The following is a 23242-nucleotide window of genomic DNA, read 5'->3' as shown; positions in this document are numbered from 1 at the left end:
TCGGTTTGATGCACAAGCTTCAGGTGATGTCGTTGTCGGTCTTTGATTTCGTTTTGCCGATCTCGTCGCCGATCTTGAGATCGAAGAGGCCGCGCCAGATACGCACACCGCCCTCCAGGGGAGGTTCTGGCGCTGGAGCGACGAGTTCGTATTTGAGGGCGGTATCGAGCAGGCTTTTGATCGCGTTCAAGCTCTTCTCTTTGAGTGCCTTCTTCACGAGTGCACGCAGGCTGATCTCGAACGGCGTCATGCGCTGCTCACGACCCTGCTTGCCGACCTTGACCGGCTTGGTGAGAATGACCGTGACGTCGATCTTGTTTTGACCCTTGCGTCCACGCGGGGGCGTTTTTCGCTTTGCAGACATCAGACGGCCTCCGTTTCGATTGTTTCAGCGCGCTCGGCGGCGATCTCAGAGAAGGTCTTGCCGGTCTTAGCGTGCACGATCGCAACGTCGGCGATCTTCGCGACGCGGCGCACGATGACGTCGCAATAGTGCGGATCGAGTTCGATGGCATAGCCACGACGGCCGGTGCGCTCGGCCGCGACCAGCGTCGTGCCCGAGCCGCCGAAGGCATCGAGGACAATGCCCTTGCGCTTCGAGCAGTCGAGGATGGCATCGGCGACGAGCGCGACAGGCTTGACGGTCGGATGCATGGCAAGATCGTCGTTGCGGGTTTTGCTGAACGTATTGGCGCCGGCATAGGACCACACGTTGGTGCGATAGCGGCCGTGCTTGCCGAGTTCGACGTTGTTGATGTGGGGCGCAGTTCCGGCCTTGTAGACGAACACGAGTTCGTGCTGGGACCGGTAGAGCGAGCCCATGCCGCCGTTGGTCTTGGCCCAAACGCAGAGGTTCTTGAGCTCACTGTAGACCGGCGAGGCGGCCGCGAGCACCTCAGTCATGTGACGCCAGTCCATGCAGATGAAATGCACAGAACCGTCAATCGAATGGGAGGTGAGGTTCGCAAACACATCGCTGAGAAAGCGCGAGAACTCGGACGTGGTCATCTCGCCCGAGGCCATGGCGAACTCGCGATGCTTGACGCTGCCAAGGCCCGAGACATGGCCTTCGATCTTCACGTTGTACGGCGGGTCGGTGAAGATCATCTGGGCGCGCGCACCCTCGAGCAGACGTGCATAGGTGTCGGCCTTGGTCGCGTCACCGCAGATCAGGCGATGGGGGCCGATCTGCCAGATGTCACCAAGGCGTGTGACGGCGGGACCGGGTTCGACGGCCGGCACCTCATCGGCCGGATCGGACTCCGGCGCGGCATCGCTCAGCAGCACGTCGATCTCGGGCATCTCGAAGCCGGTCGCCGAAACGTCGAAATCCAGATCGAGGCTGGTCAAATGCTGCAGCTCGATTCTGAGGATCTCCGGATCCCAGCCGGCCTTCTCGGCCAACTTGTTGTCGGCAAGGATGTAGGCGCGCTTCTGCGCGTCCGTGAGGTGCTCGAGCCGCACGCACGGGACGGTCTTAATCCCGAGCAGCTTGGCGGCCTCGACCCGGCCGTGGCCGGCGATGATGCCGCCGTCCTTGTCGATGAGCACGGGGTTGTTGAACCCGAACGCCTTGATGCTCGCCGCGATCTGAGCGATCTGTTTGGCGCTGTGCGTCCGGGCATTGCGATCATACGGTTTGAGACCACCGATCGGCAGGTCAGTAACAGTGAGCTTGGTCACCAGTAACACCTCCAGAACGAGGTGTCAGAACGCTCGCCCACGCGACCGCTAACACCTCAAGCTTCAACACTTTGGTTCTGGGGGTTCTGGAGTTGGTTCGGAGCGCGCGAGAACGCACACACTACCTCCAACTCGAACTAGAATATCACAGAGCAGACTCGCGGGGTAAGCCCCCCGCTGGAATGGTTACTTTGGGCGATCTCGTTACCCTGTTATGTCGATAAAGGCGCCCTGTTAACGGGTTAGGCCGGTAAGCGTCCATTTCTGACACGTCTGTCAGGCGGAAGCTGCCGCGGCCTTCCAGTTCCAGGGGAGGAGGTCGTCGAGTCGGGACACCGGATGACCGCCCGCCATGCGCTCCAGCACATCCTTCACGTAGGCGTAAGGCTCGACGTCGTTGAGCTTTGCAGTCGTAAGGATTGTTGCGACGACGGCCCAGCGGTCGGCGCCCCCGTCCGAGCCGGCGAAGAGGTGGTTCTTGCGCCCGAGCGTGATCGGGCGGATGGCACGCTCGACCGTGTTGGTATCGAGTTCGATGCGGCCATCGTCGAGGAAGCGGCAGAGAGCCTCCCACCGAGCGAGTGCGTATCGGATTGCTTCGGCTAGACCGCTGCGTCCCGGCACGCGGTGCAGTTGGCGTTCGAACCACGGGCGCATGGCGTCAGTCAATCGCCTGGATCGCACGTTGCGAACGCGCTGGCGCTGCTCGGCCGATTGCCCGCGGATGCTTTGCTCGATCGTGTACAACGCGCCGATGCGACGCAGCGCCTCCTCGGCGATCGGCGAGCCGGTGGCCTGATGGACATCGTAGAACTTGCGCCGTGTGTGCGCCCAGCATGCCGCCAGCGCGATGGTGCCGCGCGTGGTGAGCTGCTCGAAGCCGGCATAGCCGTCGACCTGTAGCACACCTGCGAAGCCCTTGAGATGCGCCGCGGGCCGTTCGGCCTTGCGGTCGGGACTGTAGTAGTAGACGGCTGCCGGCGGATCGGTCCCACCCCAAGGTCGATCGTCGCGTGCATAGACCCATAGTCGCCCGGTTCGCGTTCGGCCGCGGCCGGGATCGAGCACGGGCACCGTCGTGTCGTCCGCAAACAACTTCGGCGAGGCGAAGACCTGCTCGGCCAACCGCGTTCGCAACGGTTCAAGCCACCAAGCAGCGCCACCAACCCAGTTGGCGAGTGTCGAGCGATTGAGGTCGACGCCATTGCGGGCAAAAATCTGCGACTGGCGGTAGAGCGGAATGTGATCGCAGTATTTGCTCACCAGCACGTGCGCGAGCAGGCCGGCGCTTGCCAGGCCTTTCGCGATCGGACGTTCGGGTGCCGGAGCTTGATGCAGTTTTCCGCAGGTCCGGCATCCGTACTTCGGCCTGCGAATGCGAATGACCTTGAGACGCGCCGGAACATAGTCGAGCACCTCGCTGACGGTCTCGCCGATCCGATGGATGGCGCCGCCGCAGCACGGACAGGTGTGGCCTTTGACATCGAGGGTCACCTCCTCGCGCTCAAGATGATCCGGCAAACTAAGCCGCTCCTTGATCGCAGGCTCTTGCTGCACGCCTTCGGTGGTGACCGCCGGGAGCGCCGCCTCGGCCCGGGCAACATCGCCGTCGAGATCCTCCAGCCCAAGATCGAGTTGGTCCTGGTCGAGGCGTTCCGAGCGACGGCCGAACTGGCTTCTTTGCAGCGTCTTGACGAGGCTGCGGAGACGCTCGATCTCAGCCTGTGCCTCGCTGCGCTCGGCATCACGCTCCGCCACAAGCGCGCCAATCATCGCCTGCAGTGCGTCGACGTCAGAGGGGAGGGCATCGAGATCGATTCTCATGATCTCGATGCTATGCCCAAGTCCGTCAGCCGGCGAACGCAATCGGGTCTACGAAGCAATCCACTTTGGACGTGAGTCTAACCCGCCACGGCAGGCTTCCATCGGCGATCTGGAACGCGCCAATCGATGCCTTCGATCAGCATCGACAATTGCGCGGATGTTAGGCTCACGGTTTGCCCTGTCGTACCCTTCGCCGGCCATTCGAACGCGCCGTGCTCGAGCCGCTTTGTGAACAGGCAGAGCCCCGTGCCATCCCAGTAGAGAATTTTGATCATGTTGGCCTTACCGCCTCGGAACGCGAACAGATGACCTGAGAACGGATCATGCAGGAGAATTTCTTGGACCAGCGTTGCCAAGCCGTCCATGCCTTTGCGCAGGTCGGTAACGCCGAGCGCGATGTGCACCTTGACGCTTGAGGCTGCAGTGATCATCACGCACCTCCGTCCAATGCGGCGACCAGTCGCTGAATGGTCTCAGGATCTGTGCCGCGTTCGAAGCGAAGTCGGCGCCCTCCGGTCAACTCGACCTCAATTGCCGGCGTTGCTCGATCAATGAGGACTGGAGTGGGCTGCTTCGTGAGATTGGTCAACGCCGCAAAATCTGCAAGGCCGTCAGGCGTGTCGGTGATCGTGACCGGCACGATACAGTGCGTCGGCCCCATGCCTAGCTCTTTGCGCCAACGGAAGAGCAGGCTCGTCGTGATCCCGTACCTGCGGGCGACGCTGGACACAGTGCGACCCTCGCTACACGCCTCTTCGATGATGCGATTCTTGTCGGCATCCGAGAAGCCGCGCCGCTTTCTCATAGGGGTGAAGGGAATTTCCTTAGACCTAGTTCTAGACCTAGGTCTAAGCCCCCCGCCGCGGCGATAAAGCAGGTTTGGCGGAACGAACGTCTCCTGATCTTTGAACTTGGCCCGCCAGTTCCCAAACCGCTTCAGAGCGAGACCGTGGCGCTCGCAGTATTCCCGCTGGTTCAGGTCGCTGTCGCGCCATGCCTTCAGGTGTTCCTTCCAGAAAAACGCTAGTTCTAAGCATTTGACTGAACTGTATCGGGCCATCCTCGTCTCTCCTGCAGCAGACCTCACCGGTGCAGAAGAAGGTCGGGATCGTTCCCTGTTCTCAAGTGTGCATTCCCTGAACGCTCACTTAGGCCGCCCTGATAACACGGCAAAAATTCCCTGATAATTTTCACCGCCAAAATTGCAAATTGCGCCGGTTTTACGGGGATAAATGCGGCATTCGTGGCCGATTTAACCCCCGAAAATCGCAAAAATTCCCTGTTATTCGGTGTCAGAGAGGGGTTCGCAGGTGAATGCCTCCACCGCCACGCAACACATTGATATGAATACATAAAACGAGTTTTGGCGTCGGATTCGAACTTGGTCCGTAGTGTCCGCCGGTTAGCGGCACGATGCCATTTTATCTGCGACCGAGAGACCGCTTCGGTGCGGGTTCTCGCGGGCCCCTCCGGTCCAAGTCTCCTATCGGCTTTTGGGTGGTACCGTTGGCGGCGGCGCGGTGGGTCGTTTCGCTCATGCGATGCTGACAAAATCGGCGTGCCGCCGTCTCATTGGCGGGCGACGGAGCGCTTCCGGGAGACTGGCGCGGTCAATCGAATCCAAGCTCGCGGCGCTGGTCGGACCAGCGCGAACCGAACTGGCCAGCGCGCATGAGCTTGATCGCACGGAACTCGGCTGGCTGGCGCCCCTGGACGATCGCCCTGGTGATGTCCGGCGCAAGGAAGCTCAGCCGGAAGACACGGGTGAAGTAGGAGGGGCTCACCCCCACCTCGTCGGCGAGATCCCTGATTGACCTGCCGTTGCTGTTCGTCACGAGATCGTGGAAGTGCCGCGCCTGCACGATCAGGCGCAGAAGGCTTCGATCGGGTTTGATTGCAATTTCGGATTGTCCCTCGATCACAAGCTTGTTCGCCATACCGGTCCGCTTAACGCGCGCCGGTATTGTCAGCTCGGCGCTCGGCCCCTCGTCCGACAAGTCGAACTGGCAAGGGCTCAACTTCCCACGGATTGCCTCGAGGAGCCGCAGCGGGCGGAGGGCGATAACAATGGTGTCGGGTTTGACCTCCACCCGAGAGAGGCACGCATCAAGGATGCCGCGTTTCTCGGATGCGGACAACTCTGGCCAACGCTGCGCGAGGCATGCCGCTTGGTCAATGAGCGCCTTGTGCGCCGCGACCGTGATCGTTCCCGCGAACGCCAGAATGGAAGCTGGTTCCTGCAGCAACGTGTGGATCTTGTCCTCGACGAGAACCTCGAGATCGGAGGCCGGAACACGACAGGCAGACTCGGAAGGTTTGACCCGGCCGCGCTTAATCAACGATTGGCTGACATAATAGCGGTAGCGCGTGCCGCTCTTTATGGCGTGCGTCGGTGACATGCGCTCGCCGCCGGCATCGTAGACAAGGCCGGCCAGCAGACTCGGAGCAAGAGCCTTGGATCGCGTCGTTCGCTCAACGCGATTGTCTGACAAGATCGCCTGGACCTCGGACCACAGCTCTTCGTCGATGATGGCGTCGTGCTGACCGGGATAGGGCTTGCCTTTGTGCACGATCTCGCCGCGATACAGCCGGTTCTGTAGAATGTGGTACAGCGCGCCGACCGCGATCGGCTTGGCTCCGGTCGCATTGCCGTTTCGGTCCCGGCGCGCCTTGCTGACAACACCCGATCCGTCCAGCTCAAGCTTCAGCGCATGCACCGATTTCAACGCCGTGTAGCGGTGATAGATATGTCGGACGGTTTCGGCTTCGGTCACCTTCACGACCAGCTTGCGATCGGCAACGTCGTAGCCGAGCGGCGATAGGCCACCCATCCACATGCCTTTCTGCTTCGAAGCGGCAATCTTGTCGCGAATTCGCTCGCCGGTCACTTCACGCTCAAACTGGGCGAACGACAAGAGCATGTTGAGCGTCAACCTGCCCATCGACGTCGTTGTGTTGAACTGCTGGGTGACGGATACGAACGAGACGCCCTTGGCGTCGAATGCATCGACGATCTTGGCGAAGTCGCGGAGCGATCGGGTGAGCCGGTCGACTTTGTAGACGACAACCGTGTCGACACGGCCGGCGGCGATGTCCGCGAGAAGGCGCTGCAGCGCCGGCCGCTCCATGGTCCCGCCGGAGATGCCACCGTCATCATACATGTCGGAAAGTGCGACCCAGCCGGCGCTCTTTTGGCTCTGGATGTACGCCTCGCATGCTTCGCGTTGCGCATCGAGCGAGTTGAATTCTTGCTCCAACCCTTCCTCGGATGACTTGCGCGTGTAGATGGCGCAGCGGACGCTCGCTGCGCCTTTGGGATGGGCAGGCGCGGGTCTCCCAGCCATCAGCCACCCTCTTCAGTTGGCGCGTCGACGCCCGGCACGGCTTTCGTCTTGCCGACCCCAAAGAACCGTGGTCCCGACCATCGGGTGCCGGTCATCTCGCGCGCGATCACGGACAGCGAGCGCCACGTCTTCCCTTGCCACAGGAACCCATCCTCGACGACCTGGACCTCGTGCGTTTCGCCATTCCATTCGCGTATGAGACGGGCGCCCGGCCTCAGAGTGACGGCACGTGCCTTGGTCAAGTCCGCTTTCGAGGCCATTGTCTGCCTTAGCGCGGCGAGCTGACGCTTGGTCGCCGCGGACAGGCCACCGAACGCACGCTCCTGCAGCTTCCACGCGACGCCAAGCTCGAGCAGATCGCGGCTCAGCCTATTGGGCGGACGAGAACGATAGTGCCGCAACCATTCGTTCCGGAGGTCCGCCGGGCTTATACCTGCGAGCGCGGACAATGCCGCCTCAAGGGCTTCGGTGCCGGCGCGCCCGGGCGCGCCGACTGTGGACGTCGAATTCGTCCGATCCTCTTTCCGCATCGCTCAACCCACCGTCGATGCAAGTCGGTAGGCCTTGCGGTTGGATTTCACATCGAGCCGGATCACGAAGCCGCGTGCCTTCAGCTTGCTCAAGGCGCCGAGGACCGAGTGCTTCTGCCATCCGGTCGCATCGACCAACTCGTCAGCGGTGGCGCCTTTTTTCGAGGCGACGCGGCCGAGGATATCGCCAAGCTTGCCGCCGGGTCGCGGCATGTCGGCCGGACCTGGAGCCGGGCTGGCGTTGGAGGCGCTTCGGGCTTGCTTTGCCGTCTGGGTTCGGCGTGTGCTCGTCGTCTTCATTGGGTGGTTCTCCAGTGTCGGGCTGCGCGGGTTGCGCCGCCTTGCACCACCCGAAGCCCCGGATTCGTGCATCCGGGGCTGACTATGCGGCCTTTGCCGCGCCTGTCACCGACAGTACCGCTCCGAAGGGCCGCAAAGTCCAGTCCAAAGGTGCCGCCTCGGTCCAAAAAAATATTTAATAACAATAGGTTATAAAAATCCTCGTCTGCACCAGCAAGGCTGGAAGGTCAGCAGTTCGATTCCTTGCTGCTCCACCAACCAGTCCTTGTCGAAACGCCGCTTTCCGGCTCTCCTGCGGAAAACCTCGTGTTGTCACGAGGTTGCCAGTCTCGAACCCCAAAGCATCGCCATCTCTGGACCCAGATTCGCGTCGAATAGCGCGCTCAGACACCCGAAGTCTCTAGCCTCGAAATTCCTTTTCCGCGCGCTGTCCGCGGCCCCGCCGCAGAGACCGCGTTCGCAGCTTCACTGAGACCGGTTCGACTCACTCCTCTGCGGTTGCCCACCAACCACTAGACTGCTTGTGCGGTCAGTTCGCGTGGTATCGGAGGCGGCTATCCGCCACCATTCTGAACGAACATGACGTGCTCTGCCTACTCTTCTGAGCAGAGATTCCGGACATGTTGTTTGTCTGTACTCCGCACGCCGAAACTTCGTCGCGGGCTGTCGCTCGACCTCCGACGGCGGACATGACGGCTATCTTCGTCCCGCTCCTTGGGTAGCTGTTGAGCGAGGGCTTGTGAGTCAGCTCTTGCGTCAGGTTGCAGCAATCACACGCCCCCTGCACGCGCGTCGAATGGGATCTACCCCCTTGACATCATACTAATAGACACCAATATGGTGTATTATTTGGAAAAGAGACCATAATGGTGCGAAAGACGTTCAATCCGGCCACGCCGAGGTCAGACCTCACGCCGGACGACATCCGGCGCATAAGGGAGACGCTAGGGCTGTCTCAGGCGGAGGCCGGCGAGCTACTTGGCGGGGGGCCGCGCGCTTTCACCAAGTACGAGAACGGGACGATCAAACCGGCGGCAGCGGTCTCTAATCTTCTCCGCTTGGTTGATGAGAACCCGGCAGCTGCAACGGCGCTGATTGGCCGGCGTGTTAAACCCATCGCGGCCGAAGGGCTCGGACCGTTCAAAGTGTCGGGCGAGCACGTCGCCGTGCTCACAGATAGGAAGCTCGTGTTGCTGGTGCGCAAGCTGATCAACGCCGAGGCGTTGTCGCACGGCATCGGCATGGATCGCATTCATGTCGCATCCAACATCACCGAACCGGATGGCGGCGAGGATGGAAGGATCGAATGGTCCGGCGGCCCGGAGCGAACGCGCTTTTTGCCGTCCCGCCTTTGCCAGTTCCAGATGAAGGCCACGGAACTCACACCGGCTGAGGCGGGCGAGGATGTGATCGCCTCCGATGGAGCGGTGAAAGCGATGGTTGCGACGGTGCTGTCCAAGGATGGCATCTACATCATGTTGTGCGGTCGCTCGTACACCAGCAAGAAAATCGAGGGCCGCGAAAAGGCGATACGTGATCGGCTAGCGGGCGCGGGTCTGGCGGTCGCGCCCCATCAGGTCCAGTTCCGCGATGCGGATCAGATCGCTGACTGGGTGAACGTCCATCCCTCTGTGGCGGTGTGGCTTCTGCAGGACACGCAGCCGGGGCTCGTTGGCCCGTTCCGGGATTGGCTGCATTGGGCGGGTCGTCATGAATATGACAGCTCACCCTGGTTATTCGACGAACGGCTGGAAGGTTTCCGCGAGAAACTGCGCGGGCTGATAACGCCCGAGCGGGGCGTAGCAAGGGTGGTTGGGCTTTCTGGCCGTGGCAAGTCCCGGCTGACGCTGGAAGCCTTAGGACCGACAACGACCGAAGAGCAAACCAAAGTCAGGCTTTGCGACCTCGTGCTCTACGCTGTTGAGCAAGAGGTAGGCACCGAGACGGTCAAGGGGGTCGTCCAGAATCTGGTCGATGCGGGCCTGCGCGCAATCGTGGTTGTCGATCGTTGTCCGCCGGAGAGCCTCCGCGATCTTTCTTCGATGGTCAAGCGATCGGGCAGCCGCATATCGCTCGTGACGATCGATCACGAAATGCTGCGCGGCGAAATCCTGCCGAATGACACGCTGGTGGTTGAGGCGGCGCCCGCGTCGGTCATCGAGGGCATGCTGAAGCAAAGCGCTCCCCGAGCGTCGGATGCGGATCGCCCGAGGCTCGTGCGGCTTTCGAGCGGCTTCCCACAGCTGGCCCGATTAATCGGTGATGCGTGGTTGCAGGACATCAGCATCGTGTCGGCACCCGATCCGGTGCTCTTCGACCGCATTCTCCTCGGGCGGAATCGCAGCGATGCCGCCGTCATTGAAAAGTCCGCGATGTTATTGAGTGTCTTTGGCCTCGTCGGAGTGAGACCACCGCTCGAGAAAGATTTGGAAGCCATTGCGGCGCTTGGATCTGGAACGTCGAGCGCCGAACTGCGCAAGGCCATTGATGACCTCGTTAGCCGAAGCGTGGCGCAGATGCGAGGCAGATTGGTTTCACTACAACCAAGGCCTGTCGCTCTGCATCTCGCAGAGAGGCAATGGCGGCATTGGGACCAAGCCAGTTGGGACCGCGTGCTCTTTGGCCCGCTGCCCGCACGGCTGCGCAAGCACGCCGCACAGCAGCTCGCGATGCTGAACAACAAGCATTCGATCAGCGTCGAGGTCGTGCGGCACGTGTGTCGCCCAGGTGGCCCGTTGAGCACGATTGAAGCGTTAAGCGTGGAAGGCAATACGGAGGTGCTGTCATCGCTGTCTGAGATTGACACGGAGATTGTGATCGATCTGCTGGAGCGACTGTTGCGTGGAGTGAGCCGAGAGGAGCTGCAGGGGATCGAAGGCGACGCGCGCCGCCACCTTGTTTGGGCCGTTGAGAAGGTCGCCTTTGTCGCAAAGACGTTCGAGCGTGGCGCGCTCCTGCTGTTTGAACTGGCTCTCGCCGAGAATGAGAGCTGGGGGAACAACGCTTCTGGCCAGTTCAAGGCGCTCTTTCCCGTTCTCCTTGGCAACACGCAAGCGGGCGCTGAGGACCGCTTGCTATTGCTCGACGAAGTACTCAGGTCGAATGATCCGGCGAGGTTGAAGCTTGCAGTCGCGGCCCTCCAGTCCGGCGCCAAGGCCGACTCGTTCACTCGCACAGTCGGAATTGAGATTCATGGTGGTCGGCCCGCGATGGAGCCTTGGAGGCCGCAACTCTGGTCGGACGCCTGGTCCTATGTGCGTGCTTGCGCGGATCGCTTGGCTCGCATTGGAACGCGAGAAGATGAAGTCGGAGAGATTGCACGCAGTGCGCTAGCTGGGCAGCTTCGGATTTACGTAATGCGAGGCTTGCTCGACGACGTCGAGAGATGGGTGAAAGAAGTCGTTACAGCGCATCCCTACTGGCCGCAAGCGCTGACGTCATTGGGCGATATTCTGCAATTCGACCGTGACGACCTCGATACTGCTGTGGCGGATCGGGTGCAGAAGCTCGTGGATGAGCTTAGCCCGGATGACGTCGGGTCAAGGGTGAAATTCCTCGTCACAGAGATGCCGTGGGACTATCCGGTCGATGAGAAGCTAGATTTTGAAGAGCGTGGACGACGGCAGTCGGCGGCTATTGAGGCATTAGCAATCGAGCTTCTGACAGATCAGAAGCGCCTGACGGAGTTTTTTCCCGCTTTGAGTTCTGGCAGCCAGAGGATGGCTGTCGACTTTGGTCGAGCGCTCGCGCGCAATGCCTCCAACCCGCTTGGGCTAAAGGAGCCGATCATTGATGCGTTGCTGGCTATCCCTTCTGGGAGCCGGAACTACGGCCTATTGGCTGGTTATATGTGGGGATTGGCGACGGTAGATCCGTCAGCCTTCGAGGAGCTCAAGCAACGGGCGGTTCAATCTGAAGATCTGGCACCAGCGTTTGCCTTTGCGAGCTGGAGCGCAGACCTCACACCGCGCGACATCGAGCTCATGTGCCAGGCGCTAACCAAGGGCATCATGCCGGCATTCGCTGTGCGCTCTTGGGTAGGAGGCGGGAAGCTGGCGAAGCTTGCTCCAGCGGTGGTCGCACCGCTCTTCGACATCCTGTTTGCGGGAGCGACTGCATTCTACGCACTAGGGCTCGAGATGTTCGGCATGTACGTATTCCAGCACAAGGACAGGCTTGAGCAACTGCGTCTCCAAATCAGACTAGCCGCGGCGAAGCTGGGGCATGCCGAGAAGCATCGCGGCGGCTCTCACATGGATCAGCATCACTTCGAGGAAGCGATGAAGTGGATCCTTGAGAAGGGCGGAGATGACCGTGACGCCTCCGTAGTCGCCCTGCAACTTGCGCAACATTTAGTCGAGGATCCGAACGAGGTCGGACAAGAATATATCCGACCGCTTCTTCCGGTGATGCTCACGAAGTTTGCACACATTGTGTGGCCCATCGTCGGCAACGCGATCGTGTCAGATAAGCAGAAGCAGTGGCGGCTGCAGCTGACACTCGGCGATTCCTTTGCGTTCGACAACGTAAAGCGGCCGATGATAGCGCACCTGCCGCAGGATATGCTGTTCGCCTGGTGTCACGCTCACCCTGATGTGGCTCCGGCGTTTGTTGCTGGGATCGCAAGCGTGCTGACGCATCGTGACAGGGATGCTGCACCGCCTGAGCTTGATCCGCTGACTCGGCGTCTGCTTGATGAGTTCGGCGATCGCGACGATGTGCTGAGCGCCTTAGTCAGCAACATCCACTCGTTCGGTTGGTCCGGCTCGCGCACTGGATATTACCGGCTGTATGAGAAGCCGCTGCAGCGCCTTGACAAGCATCCGATCGGCGCGGTTCGGAGGTGGGCAAAGAAAATGCTCGTAGCGATGCAACGCGAGTTTGAAGCGGCCCGTGACGAGGATGACGAGCTTAAAGCATCGTGGGGGGAGTAGTGATGCCTTGAAGCCTCGTTGCCGCTATCCGCATAGGCCGGAACCGCGATGATGTGGGCCCCAAAATCGCGGACATCACTCAAGTGCGATCAATGATCGAGAGGGTTGCATGAAGATCTTTTGGTCCTGGCAAAGCGACGTCTCGCCGAAATCATGTCGGAGCCTCATCAAGAGCGCTCTCACTGACGCCATCAAGCAGGTCAGTCTTGAGTTGGACGTTGAAGACGCCGATCGCCCCGAGATCGATCATGACACAAAGGATGTGCCCGGTATGGTCGATATCCCTGCGACCATCTTACAGAAGATCTCGGAGGCAGCGTGCTTTGTTGCGGACATGACGCCAATTGCTCGGACGGCCGGCGGCAAGGCAGTCGCCAATCCCAACGTTTGCATCGAGCTTGGCTGGGCAATGCAAAAGCCGGGTCTGGCAAATATTATCGCCGTCATGAATCTAGCCGGTGGCTGGACGATCGACGACCGTCCCTTTGACATCAAGCAGCGTCGCACCATTGTTTTTACTTTACCAGAAGACGCAAAGCCTGAGGAGGCCGCAAAGGTCCGGAAACAACTCATCAAGGACTTTGCTGGGGCACTGAAAACGAACCTGTCGGCTCAGCTTGAGGCACGAGCGGCCGATAATCCGATCAAAGGGGTTGAGGCCAACCCGGATGACGCCTCGATCTGGGCGACGGCAAAACCGACCCTGACGTATTTCGATGACAGAGGACAGCACAGTGTCCTACTCGAAGAGGGACCGCGCGGATATTTGAGGATCATACCAGCTGCGTGGAAGAACGGCCCGCCATCCGTCGTGGACATAAAGGAACTCCCAGATCACGAAAAAATCTGGCCTCCTTCTACCGGTGGCTCGTCTGGTGACTTAGGCACGTGCGAAGAAGGCTTCCTGAACCTCTGGTTTACGGGAAAAGATGGTGCTGAGTTCACAACGGGCAATGTTGCCTGCTACTTCGACGAAACCGGAGAGTTTTGGCTGCTGCACGGAACTGCTATTCACACCACATCGAACGGCAGGTTCTTGGCGATCAACTCGCTAATGATCGGTTGGCAGAGTGCACTTCGCGCCGCGACAAGCATCTTCGACAAGTTTGGCGCGCTGCCCACTCGCCGCGTCGAGTTCGGCATCTCCGGTCTGTCTGGCTGTCGATGGCCGGGCAATGGCTCCTTTGATCAACCAATCGCACGAAAGCCGCGCTTCCGATGGGAGTGCCAACGCCGAGTCTGGACGGAGGCTGCGCAGCTGGAGGTGATTACGGACGCTTACAATGGCGTTCGGGATATATTCAGTCTTGCAAAAGCGGACCTAGCCGCCACAAAAGCGGTTCTCGCTTAGAAACTAAGCACGATTGCGGCGGCGGTTAGCGTGCACTTGCGGCCCGGCGGACCGACTTGACCTCTGCTCGGGCTGTATCGGCGCCTAATGCTTGCTCCACTTATTTGCGGATGAAACGCGGAGAGACGCGATGTCCCCAAGACCGGTCGTGTCGGCATCGTAGCAGATGCCCCCCGGTTGCTATCAGGCGGATGTCTGTTAATGGGAGTGGCCGTGTGAAAACGCGATTCAGATAGTCGATTGGCGAACAGATGGCGGTGCCCGCTTTACTGCGTCACGTCCGGATCGCCGCGATAAGCGGCTGCACACCGAGCATCGAGATCATCCGCTTCAGATTGTAAGCGAGGACGCAGAGGCTCATTTCTGCGCTCACCTTTTCGAGCTCTTTGGTGAGGAAGTGAGTGTGCCCCATCCATGACTTCAGCGTGCCGAATGGATGCTCGACCGTTCTTCTGCGGATGTTCATGGCCTCTGGCATCGCATCCAGGCGGGCACGCGTCGCGTCGACGACATGTTCGTGTTCCCACCGACGAACGCGACGTTCTTTACTGGTAGTGCAGCGCGACTTCAATTGGCAATCGGCACAATTGCTCGACCAGTACAATCGGAAGTCCTGATTGTCTTGCGTGGTTATCATTCGGAATGGAAGCAATTCACCGGAGGGACAGCGATACGCGTCCTTCTCAGCGATATAGTCGAAATCCTCCTTGTCAAACCGTCCGGCAGCCCGGGCGTTCGAAGTCCGCGGTTTCGGAACGAAGGGCTTCACGCCGATCGTCACGCACGCAAGCAGTTGCTCGCCGCTGTAGTAGCCGCGATCGGCAAGGGCATCGAGCGTCTCGCAACGTAGGGCATCCATGGCCTTCGCTGCCATCGGAGCGAGCAGCGTTCGGTCCACGACGACGTTGGTCACCTCGTGCGCGACGATTAAGTGATGTTCGGTGTCGACGGCGGCTTGCACGTTGTAGCCAACGACGCTCGCGCCCCGCATGTTCGTAGCCATGGCGCGTGAATCAGGATCGGTCAGCGAGATCTGCCGATCCGGCGCTTCCTGCACCTGCTGCTCGATCTCCTTCAGCTCGGCGAGGCGCGCCCTCATGGCAGCGATCTTGTCCGCCAGCCGCGCGACCCTCTCCTCTGCACCCGGCCCTTCCTGAAGGTCGGCTGCATCGAGAGCTTCGAGGTATCGGTCGATGCTCGCTGTAATCTGCTCCATGCGGCGCTTGAGTTTGCCGCGCGTGAAATTGCGATCCCGCGAATTCACTGCCTTGAACTTGGCTCCATCGATCGCTGTTACGGCGCTCTTGAAAATGCCGATATCGACGCAGAGTTCGACGAACTTGGCGCAGACAGATTGAATTGCCGAGCTGTTGATTTTTCGAAAGTCAGCGATCGTTTTGAAATCAGGCGCGAGTTGGCCCGTCAGCCACATCATCTCGACATTGCGCCTCGCCTCCCGCTCCAGACGCCTGCTCGATTGCACGCGGTTCAGGTAGCCGTAGAGGTACAGCTTGAGCATTGTCGACGGATGGTACGAGGGCCGCCCCGTCGCGGCTGGCGTAACACCCGAAAAACCGATCGCGCCGAGATCGAGTTCGTCGATGAAGGCGTCGACGACGCGAACAGGATTGTCTTGCTCAATGTAGTCTTCAAGGCTCGCCGGCAACAAAGAGAGTTGATCGCGCGCTCCGCCTTCGATGAATCGGCCCACAGTTCGTCTCCCGCTCTGCCTTCCCAAGCGGAATCTGATTTGTCGTTTTCACACAAGCACGGGATCTAATGGGATCAATCTTCGAATCTGCTGGCACTACGGACTAAGCCGGCGAACATCCGCTGCTCGGTCCAGTCCATTGGCAGGTCAGTCAGGGTCGAAAGGCCCTTGCGGCGGGGCAGAGTGCCCTCGATTGCCGCCTTAACGATATCCGGCGCGAGAAATGCGAGCGACAGGATCATCCGAACGGATCGTTCGCTTCGATTTTCGCGCGCGGCGATCGCAGCAAGGTGGGGGACGTCTCCCTGAACCAGTTGATCGAGCCAAACTCTTCCGATCGCAGTTGCGGTTAGCAGTCGGGCGCGAGCCTCGGCGCGGATGCGGGATCGGCTTGGCGGAGCGGTTTGTTGCCGTCCGCCGTGCGGAACCGTCATCGAGCGACGCCGCCGGTGATGGGCGGCGTCCAGGCAAGCTGGATCGGCTGAGGACCGTCCTTCGCGTCCTCTTGGGCCAGTAATGCAACCGAGATCGCCGAGGCTGAGACAGTGATCCGGTCGACGGAGCTCTGGATGGTCTCTCGCGAATCTGCCCCAACATCGTCCAGAATTCCGGCTTCCCGCAGCGCGGCGAGGACGCGGTCCTCGAGGTCCTGGGCTGTAACTCGCTTGACCGATCCGACCTCCGCCGAGTTCCCCTGCACCACCGCTGCCGAAACGTAATAGCGATATCGGACGCCGCGCTTCATGGCGTAGCTCGGCGTCATGCGGTTCCCGCGGTCGTCGAACAACTTGCCGAGCAGCAGCGCGTCTGATTTCCGCCAATACTCCCGGCTTCCCTGCCGATTGGCGTCCATGATCGCCTGTACCGTATGGAACACTTCGGGATCCACTATCGCGTCGTGTTCACCGGAATAACTCCTGCCGCGATGGTTGATCTCGCCAAGATACGTTCGATTGCGCAGGAGCGACGCCAGGGCGCCGACCATGAACGAGACCCCGCCAATTGTGCGGCCAGTGGCGAGTGTCCGCTCCCGCGTGACAAGCCCTCGTGCGCGCAGATCGCGCTGGAGAGCAGGGAGTGAGCGTAGCTCCTTATAGCGATCGAAAATGAGTCGCACCGTTTCGGCCTCTTCGGGCACGACGATGAGCTTGCGGTCCTTCACCATGTACCCAAGCGGAACCACGCCGCCCATCCACATGCCTTTCTTCTTGGAAGCCGCGATCTTGTCGCGGATGCGCTCGCCCGTCACCTCGCGCTCGAACTGGGCGAACGACAGGAGCACGTTGAGCGTCAAACGCCCCATCGAGGTGGTCGTATTGAACGATTGCGTGACGGAGACGAACGAGACGCCGTGCGCATCAAACAGTTCGACCAGCTTGGCAAAGTCCGCCAAGGATCGCGTCAGGCGATCGACCTTGTAGACCACGACGATATCGAGCCGACGCTCTCGGATCTCGTCCAGCAGAGCTTGTAGCGCTGGCCGCTCCATGTTGCCGCCGGAGAACCCGCCGTCATCGAACCGCATCTTGATCAGCCGCCACCCTTCGTGCGTCTGGCTCTTGATGTAGGCTTCGCAGGCCTCACGCTGCGCGTCGAGAGAATTGAAGTCCTGTTCGAGTCCTGCGTCCGTCGAGACCCGAGTATAGACGGCGCAGCGCAGCGGCTTGGGATGTGGTGCCGTCAGGCCGAGCTTCTTCTTCACGGTGCCGGACAGGAAGCCACGTACGCTGTGCGGCTGCCACTCGGTTGCGGACATCAACTCCGCCAGGGTCGCGCCATCGCGGCGGGCGAGGAGATCCAAGCACCGCTGCTGTTTGCTCGTTGCGACGGCTACAGAAGCCGGTTCGGGTGCTTTAGCCCGGCGGGTGCTCTTGGTTGCTGCCGGCCTTTCAGGCGCCGCACTACGCCTCGCAGGCGGCTTGGCAGGATTGGCTGGTTTGCGTGATTTTGCGGTCATGGTTGGGCTCCAGGTCTCGGGCACCGCGCCTATCGCGATGCCGGCACGACCTGAAGCCCCGCAAACTCGGCGAGGTTTCTGACCGGCGTCCTTCACGACGCTGGCCCTGACACAACAACAGCAACGCTTGCCGTGCCGACGAAGTCCAGTGGCTTGTCGCGAGTGGCCTTTGAAGTCTTGATCTTTGCCGTCTTGCACTTCAGCGATCGGCAAAATTGCCGGAGAAGTGGCAAGTTTCGCGGCAAGTCAGATTGCGATCGGATGCCAGCCAAGAGCTTCTTCGATCGCCTGCCTGTATTGCGTCCGGATCTGGCTTGGCGTCTTGCGGATGTAGTTCTCTGCAAGCGAGCGTTTTTTACCTTCGAGCGACCGGAGGTAGTCGACGACCTCAGTGCGCGACGGAATACGATTCTCACCTGAGAACTTCGGACCGAGTGCGGTCCAAACCACTGCATCCAGACGACGCGTAGTTGCCCAGTCGCCAATGGCGGGCGCGTTGGACCAACTCGACCGATCAGTGCTGGACCAGAGCCCGATCAGACGGCTGGCGTTCTTTTTGGAGACCCCTTCACGCTCGGCCAGAAGCATCCTCGCATGGTCGGGGGCGTCGGCGCGGAGATCCGTCCAGAGAACTGGAATAGACTGGACGCCCTCAGTGACTACCAGAGTAATTCGGCCATTGCTCGATTGCCTCGCGAACTCGACGGACAGATCTGGGCCGTCGCCGTACCATTCCGAAGAAACAGGTAGCGCTCCTGGATCCCAGATCAGGGATCCCCAACCAAGGCATGCAATCTTCATTTGCTGGCCCCCCATTGTGCATCGGACGGATGGTTTCCACTTGTAGCCAGCCTTCCTCGATGCCACGCGAGCTTTGGCAAGTGGGACGGAACGACCTTGGAGAGGCGGAGGTCGGACGACAGGCCGAGCGCGGTGCGGTCTGGCGCGGTTAGAGCGTCGGAGATGATGATCTGGCCGGAGTCGTCGAAGGAGATCAGAAAGGCATCGAACGCGGCGTCGAGGTGGGCGGCGAGCAGGAGGCCGTTGTAGACGTCGAGACGTTCCGCATCCGTGTCACATTCGGCCCAGGGCCTGATGTGGCTGGCGCGTAAGAGACGTGGCTCGGTGACACCGAGGACCGCGCAAGAGCTTCCCCAGTATTCCATCAATGCATCGCGGAAGATGTTCTGGCCGACGCGTTGGACGACGAGGCGCTCGGCCTCAGTGGTGCGCGGGAGGTTTCGGGTTTCGGCCTCGAAGGCGCGCAGCGGTTCGATCGGCAGGGAGCGCGCTAGGCGCCACATCTCGCGGACGAGCATGTGAAGCTCGGTCGTGTTGGTCGCAACAAAGGCGGTGAAGCCGACCGGCGCGGCGCCCGGCCAGGGCTGCCAGTGTGTGGCGAGATCAGTGGCGACGCCGTTGTGATTGGTGGCGGCGATGTAGCCTGTTGGATCGCGTGTCAGTCGAACAGCAGCGGGAGCATCGATGCTGTCGAACGCAAGCCAGTCGTCGGCCTCGCCCCGATCTATACCGAAGCCCTCATCGACGGCGGCTTTGCGGAGACGCACGCGGTCGATCGGCGTGAGGGTCATGTCAGCTCTCCTCGCTCTAGGCGATCCCAGGCATCGAGGACGAGCTTGGCGGTGCGGTATTCGCCATACTTGGCGATGTCATTGTTCTTCAAGACGCGGAAGGTCTCGGACGGATAGTCCGCGCCGTAGACGTCGGCGGGGTCTAGGATGTACCGGAGCTGGTCTCGGGTCAGCCCGTAAAGCTTCGCGACCTTCGCATCTAGCTCCGCTCGAAGCCGGGAGCGTATCTCTTCCTTAAAACTAAATGGCGCGTTATCCGCCCAGTCCAGGTCAGAAGCAAATGGCCGCATCGTGTTTGAAGTAAAAACCAATCGTAACACTCGGTCGACGATGAAACCAACGTCGGAAGATTTGATGCTGGATGGCGCAGGAAATGGAAACTGAGTTAGATACCCGTAAGTGAGGTGGGTGCCGCCAACTTTCTGCCGCGCCACGTAATCCAGAGTTATCGACGACATGATTGCTAAGAATACTGCCCAGAGCCTAGGCTCGACAGCCAAGAAGAAGACCGGCATGGTGTGTCCAACACCGGACCTGGGAATAGCTGAGGCGATAACAGTGCGTTCGTCCAGCCCGCTCGTGATGTCACGAAATCCCATCAGCCAATCTCGCCCCCAGCCTTTAACGGCTAATCTTTCATCGGCAGCCGTATTGGGAAGCCAATATCTTGGCGTTACTTCGTAGCCAGGATCGTTAAGTCTTTCTTCGCCTGCCTGAGGAATTTGTCGAAAATCGACGCCCTCCTTTATTGCAGCAAGGGAATAGTCACCGTATCTGTAGTCGTAATGGTGCACCATCTTGGCTTCGTAGAGCGGCACGTATCGGGTTTTGCCCGCCGCCTGCACCCAGTCGCGCTCCTCACGCGCGTAGCCCTCGGCCGCAAGTTGCCGGGCAGTGCGGAACAGCCCGGAGTCGTTCGACATATGGAACATCGTGGCGAACGTAATACCCCACGGATTGCCGTCCTTGGCCTTGGCCTCGTCGATCAGCACGGGCACGCGGGCATAGATCTGCTTCGTCAACTCGGCATCGGCCTTGGAGCGGAAGACAGGCGCGGTCTTTGTGTTGGGGTTGATTGCCGCGATCTCGGCGGGCGAGAGCGTGTAGTGCCGGTCGGCGTCACTTAGTTGTTCGATTGCTGTCAGGCGAAAACAGAAATCGATGGGACGCCTTTGCACTTCGCCCAGAGCAAGCAGGCAGAACCGAACTCCTTGTGCGCTTGCTGCTCCCGGAAAGAATCCGGTGTTCCTGAAATCGAACAAGCTTGCCAGTCTCTGCTTCTCGACCAGATGCGCGAAGAACGGCGCGGTTGTCGCATCGGTCGCGATGCCTGTCGGCACGATGACGCCAGCGCGGCTGGCAGCTAATGAGAACAGCTCCGCGAACAATGAATAAGTGTTGACATCACCTGTTCCGGTTAGCGGGAAGCGCCCGCCATTGACAGCGCCTACTCGTGCAAACACACTCGCGGCTTCAGCAATTCGCTTGGTTTGGACGAACTCGTCAAAGAGCATGCGCTGCATCGATCCTGGAGAGGCCTGCTCCAGCTTATCGATTAGTTTCTGCCGCGCTGCCTTGTTCGCCGCCTTGGCGATTTCTGGATCGCGAGCGGAGAAGAATTCCTGCTCTTGCAGCTTGATGCGTTCCCACGGCGGATTGCCGAGTGCCAGATCAAAGCCGGCTTTGCGTCCGGCGCTCGCAAAGAACACCTGCGGGAATTCGAGTGGCCAGTGGAATGCGCGCGCGGCGGTCGCCACCTCGATAGCTGTGGCTTCCAGATTGCTGACCGCCAGCAGTCCCGCGAGCTTGTCGCGCACTGCGCTTGTCGTCGGAATGGTGATGCCCTTGGCGCCCGCCGTCAGCTCCGGCGGCTTCACCTTGGGCAACAGGAATGCCGCAACGTAGAGATCACACGCTGTCTTGACGCGCCAGTAGGACGCACCCGTCACCAAGGCCTCGAACGCTTTGCGCTTGGCTTCCACACCAGCGAGATCGTCCTCCCCCTGCGCCTCGATCTTCTGTGCGGTTCCTGCAAGCTCGCCGGAGACCTTGGCGAACGCCATTTCGATGGTCTTGTCGTCCCGTTCGCGCGCTTGCTTGCTCAGCTTCTTCCAAGCGGCAGCGGCCGCCTTGTCGTCTCCCGTCAACGGCTTGTAGGCATCATCTGGAATGCCGATCTCAAGCGCCTTGAGGTCGTAGACGCCGAGCAGACTGTCGCCGCAGCGCAGGTGAGCATCGAGGAAGGAGAGCGGCTTGCCGGGCTCCACCGTCTCGACCCAAAGCGCCACCTTCGCCAGCTCGATGGCCATCGGGTTCTTGTCGACGCCGAACAAGGTGCGGCGAGCCACCTCGCGCAGCCAATGGCGGTAGTCGGCCTGGCTCGGTGTACCTGGGCTCGAAAGCCGCGCAATCCGCGAAGCCAAGCGTCGTGCCGCCGCCAACAGGAAGTGCCCCGAGCCACAGGCCGGATCGATGATGCGCAGGTTGAGGAGCGCCTCGATCGCGGCCTGATCGTCCTTGCCGGCGGTCGTCTCCTCGATCAGGGGATTGAGCGTCTCGTCAAGCAGCGCCTGCACAAGCGCATCGGGCGTGTAGTAGCTGCCTGAGGTCTTGCGGGCGTTGCCCCTGCCCTCGGCGCCTTCGGCAAAAGTGAAAGATTTGTCGGTAGCACTCACAAACGGCGTGAGTTCCAGAAGGCCCTCGTAGACGGAGCCCAGCTCCTCGGTCTCCATGTCGCGCCAGTTGACGCGGGTGAGCGGCTGGCCTTCAGGCCGCATCCACGCCAGCCGCCAGATGGCCGCGAGTAAGCGCCTGTTTTCAATCCTCGAATCTCTCAGATGAGGAAGCTGGCCTTGAGCGAAGAGCCCTCCGAGAGCTGGCAGGCCCAGCAGAGCCTCACCCTCAGACAGAGCGCGGAACGTAGCCTTCAGACCTTCCCAGACGTCAACATTCTTGTCCCAAGAGGTGCGGCGCGTGCAACGCTCCCGTAGGCGGCCAACGGAATAGCCCTGCGCGTAGGCACGGACTGCCGTCTGCGGTACGCCTGGCGTGTGGAGAAGATCGCGATCCTCCGCCGCAAAGAGGAAGATCAGGCGATAGACGAGGCGCAGAAGCTCCTCGAAGTAGGCCTGACGGGTGAGCTTGCCTTGGCTGAGGGCCGTCCGCAGCTCTGCGTTGGCGGGATGCTCGATGAAGCCCTGACCCAGCTCGATCAAGGCAGCTTCGAAGCCGTTCCTGAGCTTCTCGCGTGCGGCCGTTCCTTCGATACGACCGGCATCGCGCCAGTGCTCCAAAGCGCAATCGGTCGGGGGCGAACAGGCAGCGCCGAAACGGCTCTGATGGATAAGCAGCCACAGCGCCGAGAAATCCGGGAACAAGCTCTCGGAGAAAATCTTGGCGAGATCAGCCTCGATCCAGGCCGGGCGCGTGAGGCTGACGTTGTCGCGCAAGAGACGAAGAGTGAGACCGTCAGCGCAGATGCCCCAGAGGGCATCGTCCTCGGCATTGAGATATTCCTGCAGAAGGAGCGTGGCCGAGCGCCGCCGGCTGCCGTCACCGAATTGGGTCAGGCTCTCATCGATGCCTGTACGTCGAACATCTTCAGCCGGGACTGGTGCGATCACGATCGGCACTCGACCACCGAGCGCGGCATGACGAACCGGGAACTGGCGCTCGCCCTTGCTGATCGTCTTCTGGGTCTTGATGGTGTCGAAGCCAAAGCACTGTTTCAGGAGATCGATCATGAATCGGTCGGATGCGGCGGGACACTTGACTTTGGCGGCCTCGAACTGATGCCAGAGTGCCTCGGCGATGCGGAAATAGCGCGCGATCTCGTCACGGATCTTCAGGCCCGGCGGGACGCCGTAGGCTTCTTCCGTCTGATCGGCAGCATCGAAGGATGCGATGCGTGCGACGATGTCGGGCGTAATCAGCGCACCGGTAATTTCGATCGCCGCGAAATCGAGACGCGGCGTGCGACGGGAAGAGCGGCGGCGGGTGGTGTTGCGTGCCATGGT

At 60.7% G+C, this 23242-nt stretch carries 16 protein-coding genes; 2 read left to right on the top strand and 14 right to left on the bottom strand.

The window, feature by feature from the left end; genetic code table 11:
- Positions 1–19 precede the first annotated feature (19 nt).
- From R3D51_17290 to R3D51_17255, 8 genes are all read right to left on the bottom strand, one after another.
- The gene (locus R3D51_17290; protein MEZ5901238.1) at positions 20–364 is read right to left on the bottom strand and encodes a hypothetical protein; all 345 of its coding nucleotides are present in this window, start codon (positions 362–364) and stop codon (positions 20–22) included.
- Positions 364–1683, bottom strand: coding sequence for a DNA methyltransferase (locus tag R3D51_17285; GenBank protein ID MEZ5901237.1), 1320 nt, complete (start codon positions 1681–1683; stop codon positions 364–366). Before R3D51_17285 ends, R3D51_17290 begins: the two co-directional genes overlap by 1 nt.
- A gap of 276 nt (positions 1684–1959) precedes the next feature.
- On the bottom strand, positions 1960–3507 hold the full coding sequence (locus R3D51_17280; protein MEZ5901236.1) for an IS66 family transposase: 1548 nt from the start codon (positions 3505–3507) through the stop codon (positions 1960–1962).
- Positions 3508–3584: 77 nt separating this feature from the next.
- Positions 3585–3938 carry an IS66 family insertion sequence element accessory protein TnpB gene (gene tnpB, locus R3D51_17275; protein MEZ5901235.1) on the bottom strand — a complete coding sequence of 118 codons (354 nt, stop codon included), beginning with the start codon at positions 3936–3938 and terminating at the stop codon, positions 3585–3587.
- On the bottom strand, positions 3938–4567 hold the full coding sequence (locus R3D51_17270; protein MEZ5901234.1) for a transposase: 630 nt from the start codon (positions 4565–4567) through the stop codon (positions 3938–3940). Before R3D51_17270 ends, tnpB begins: the two co-directional genes overlap by 1 nt.
- Positions 4568–5117: 550 nt before the next feature.
- A complete protein-coding gene (locus R3D51_17265) occupies positions 5118–6851 on the bottom strand; it encodes a recombinase family protein (GenBank protein ID MEZ5901233.1) in 1734 nt (577 codons plus the stop codon).
- On the bottom strand, positions 6851–7381 hold the full coding sequence (locus R3D51_17260; GenBank protein ID MEZ5901232.1) for a DUF2924 domain-containing protein: 531 nt from the start codon (positions 7379–7381) through the stop codon (positions 6851–6853). Before R3D51_17260 ends, R3D51_17265 begins: the two co-directional genes overlap by 1 nt.
- Positions 7382–7384: 3 nt before the next feature.
- A complete protein-coding gene (locus tag R3D51_17255) occupies positions 7385–7681 on the bottom strand; it encodes a DUF3489 domain-containing protein (GenBank protein ID MEZ5901231.1) in 297 nt (98 codons plus the stop codon).
- A gap of 866 nt (positions 7682–8547) precedes the next feature.
- On the opposite strand from R3D51_17255, the gene R3D51_17250 reads away from it, so the two are divergent.
- Positions 8548–12615, top strand: a complete 4068-nt coding sequence (locus R3D51_17250; GenBank protein MEZ5901230.1) for a type II toxin-antitoxin system MqsA family antitoxin — start codon at positions 8548–8550, stop codon at positions 12613–12615.
- A 109-nt stretch (positions 12616–12724) separates the two neighbouring features.
- Positions 12725–13966, top strand: coding sequence for a hypothetical protein (locus R3D51_17245; GenBank protein ID MEZ5901229.1), 1242 nt, complete (start codon positions 12725–12727; stop codon positions 13964–13966).
- 274 nt (positions 13967–14240) lie between these two features.
- Here the strand turns inward: R3D51_17245 and R3D51_17240 are convergent, their stop codons facing one another.
- The 6 genes from R3D51_17240 to R3D51_17215 form a co-directional block, all read right to left on the bottom strand.
- Positions 14241–15677 (bottom strand): IS1182 family transposase, encoded by a 1437-nt coding sequence (locus R3D51_17240; protein MEZ5901228.1) that lies wholly within the window; start codon positions 15675–15677, stop codon positions 14241–14243.
- A 74-nt stretch (positions 15678–15751) separates the two neighbouring features.
- Positions 15752–16111: a hypothetical protein gene (locus R3D51_17235; GenBank protein MEZ5901227.1), complete on the bottom strand. Its 360-nt coding sequence runs from the start codon at positions 16109–16111 to the stop codon at positions 15752–15754.
- Positions 16108–17634, bottom strand: a complete 1527-nt coding sequence (locus tag R3D51_17230; GenBank protein ID MEZ5901226.1) for a recombinase family protein — start codon at positions 17632–17634, stop codon at positions 16108–16110. Before R3D51_17230 ends, R3D51_17235 begins: the two co-directional genes overlap by 4 nt.
- 246 nt (positions 17635–17880) lie before the next feature.
- Entirely contained in the window at positions 17881–18435 is a 555-nt protein-coding gene (locus R3D51_17225; protein MEZ5901225.1) for a hypothetical protein, read from the bottom strand.
- Complete coding sequence (locus tag R3D51_17220; GenBank protein MEZ5901224.1) at positions 18432–19226, bottom strand: HNH endonuclease; 795 nt, start codon at positions 19224–19226, stop codon at positions 18432–18434. The genes R3D51_17225 and R3D51_17220 overlap by 4 nt, the downstream gene beginning before the upstream one ends.
- Positions 19223–23239 carry a DNA methyltransferase gene (locus R3D51_17215; GenBank protein MEZ5901223.1) on the bottom strand — a complete coding sequence of 1339 codons (4017 nt, stop codon included), beginning with the start codon at positions 23237–23239 and terminating at the stop codon, positions 19223–19225. Before R3D51_17215 ends, R3D51_17220 begins: the two co-directional genes overlap by 4 nt.
- Between the last annotated feature and the right edge of the window lie 3 nt (positions 23240–23242).

The organism is Hyphomicrobiaceae bacterium (assembly GCA_041397645.1).
GTDB lineage: Bacteria > Pseudomonadota > Alphaproteobacteria > Rhizobiales > Hyphomicrobiaceae > Hyphomicrobium_B.
Note: the sequence above shows the minus strand (reverse complement) of the source record. Positions and strands in the feature narration are given on the sequence as shown.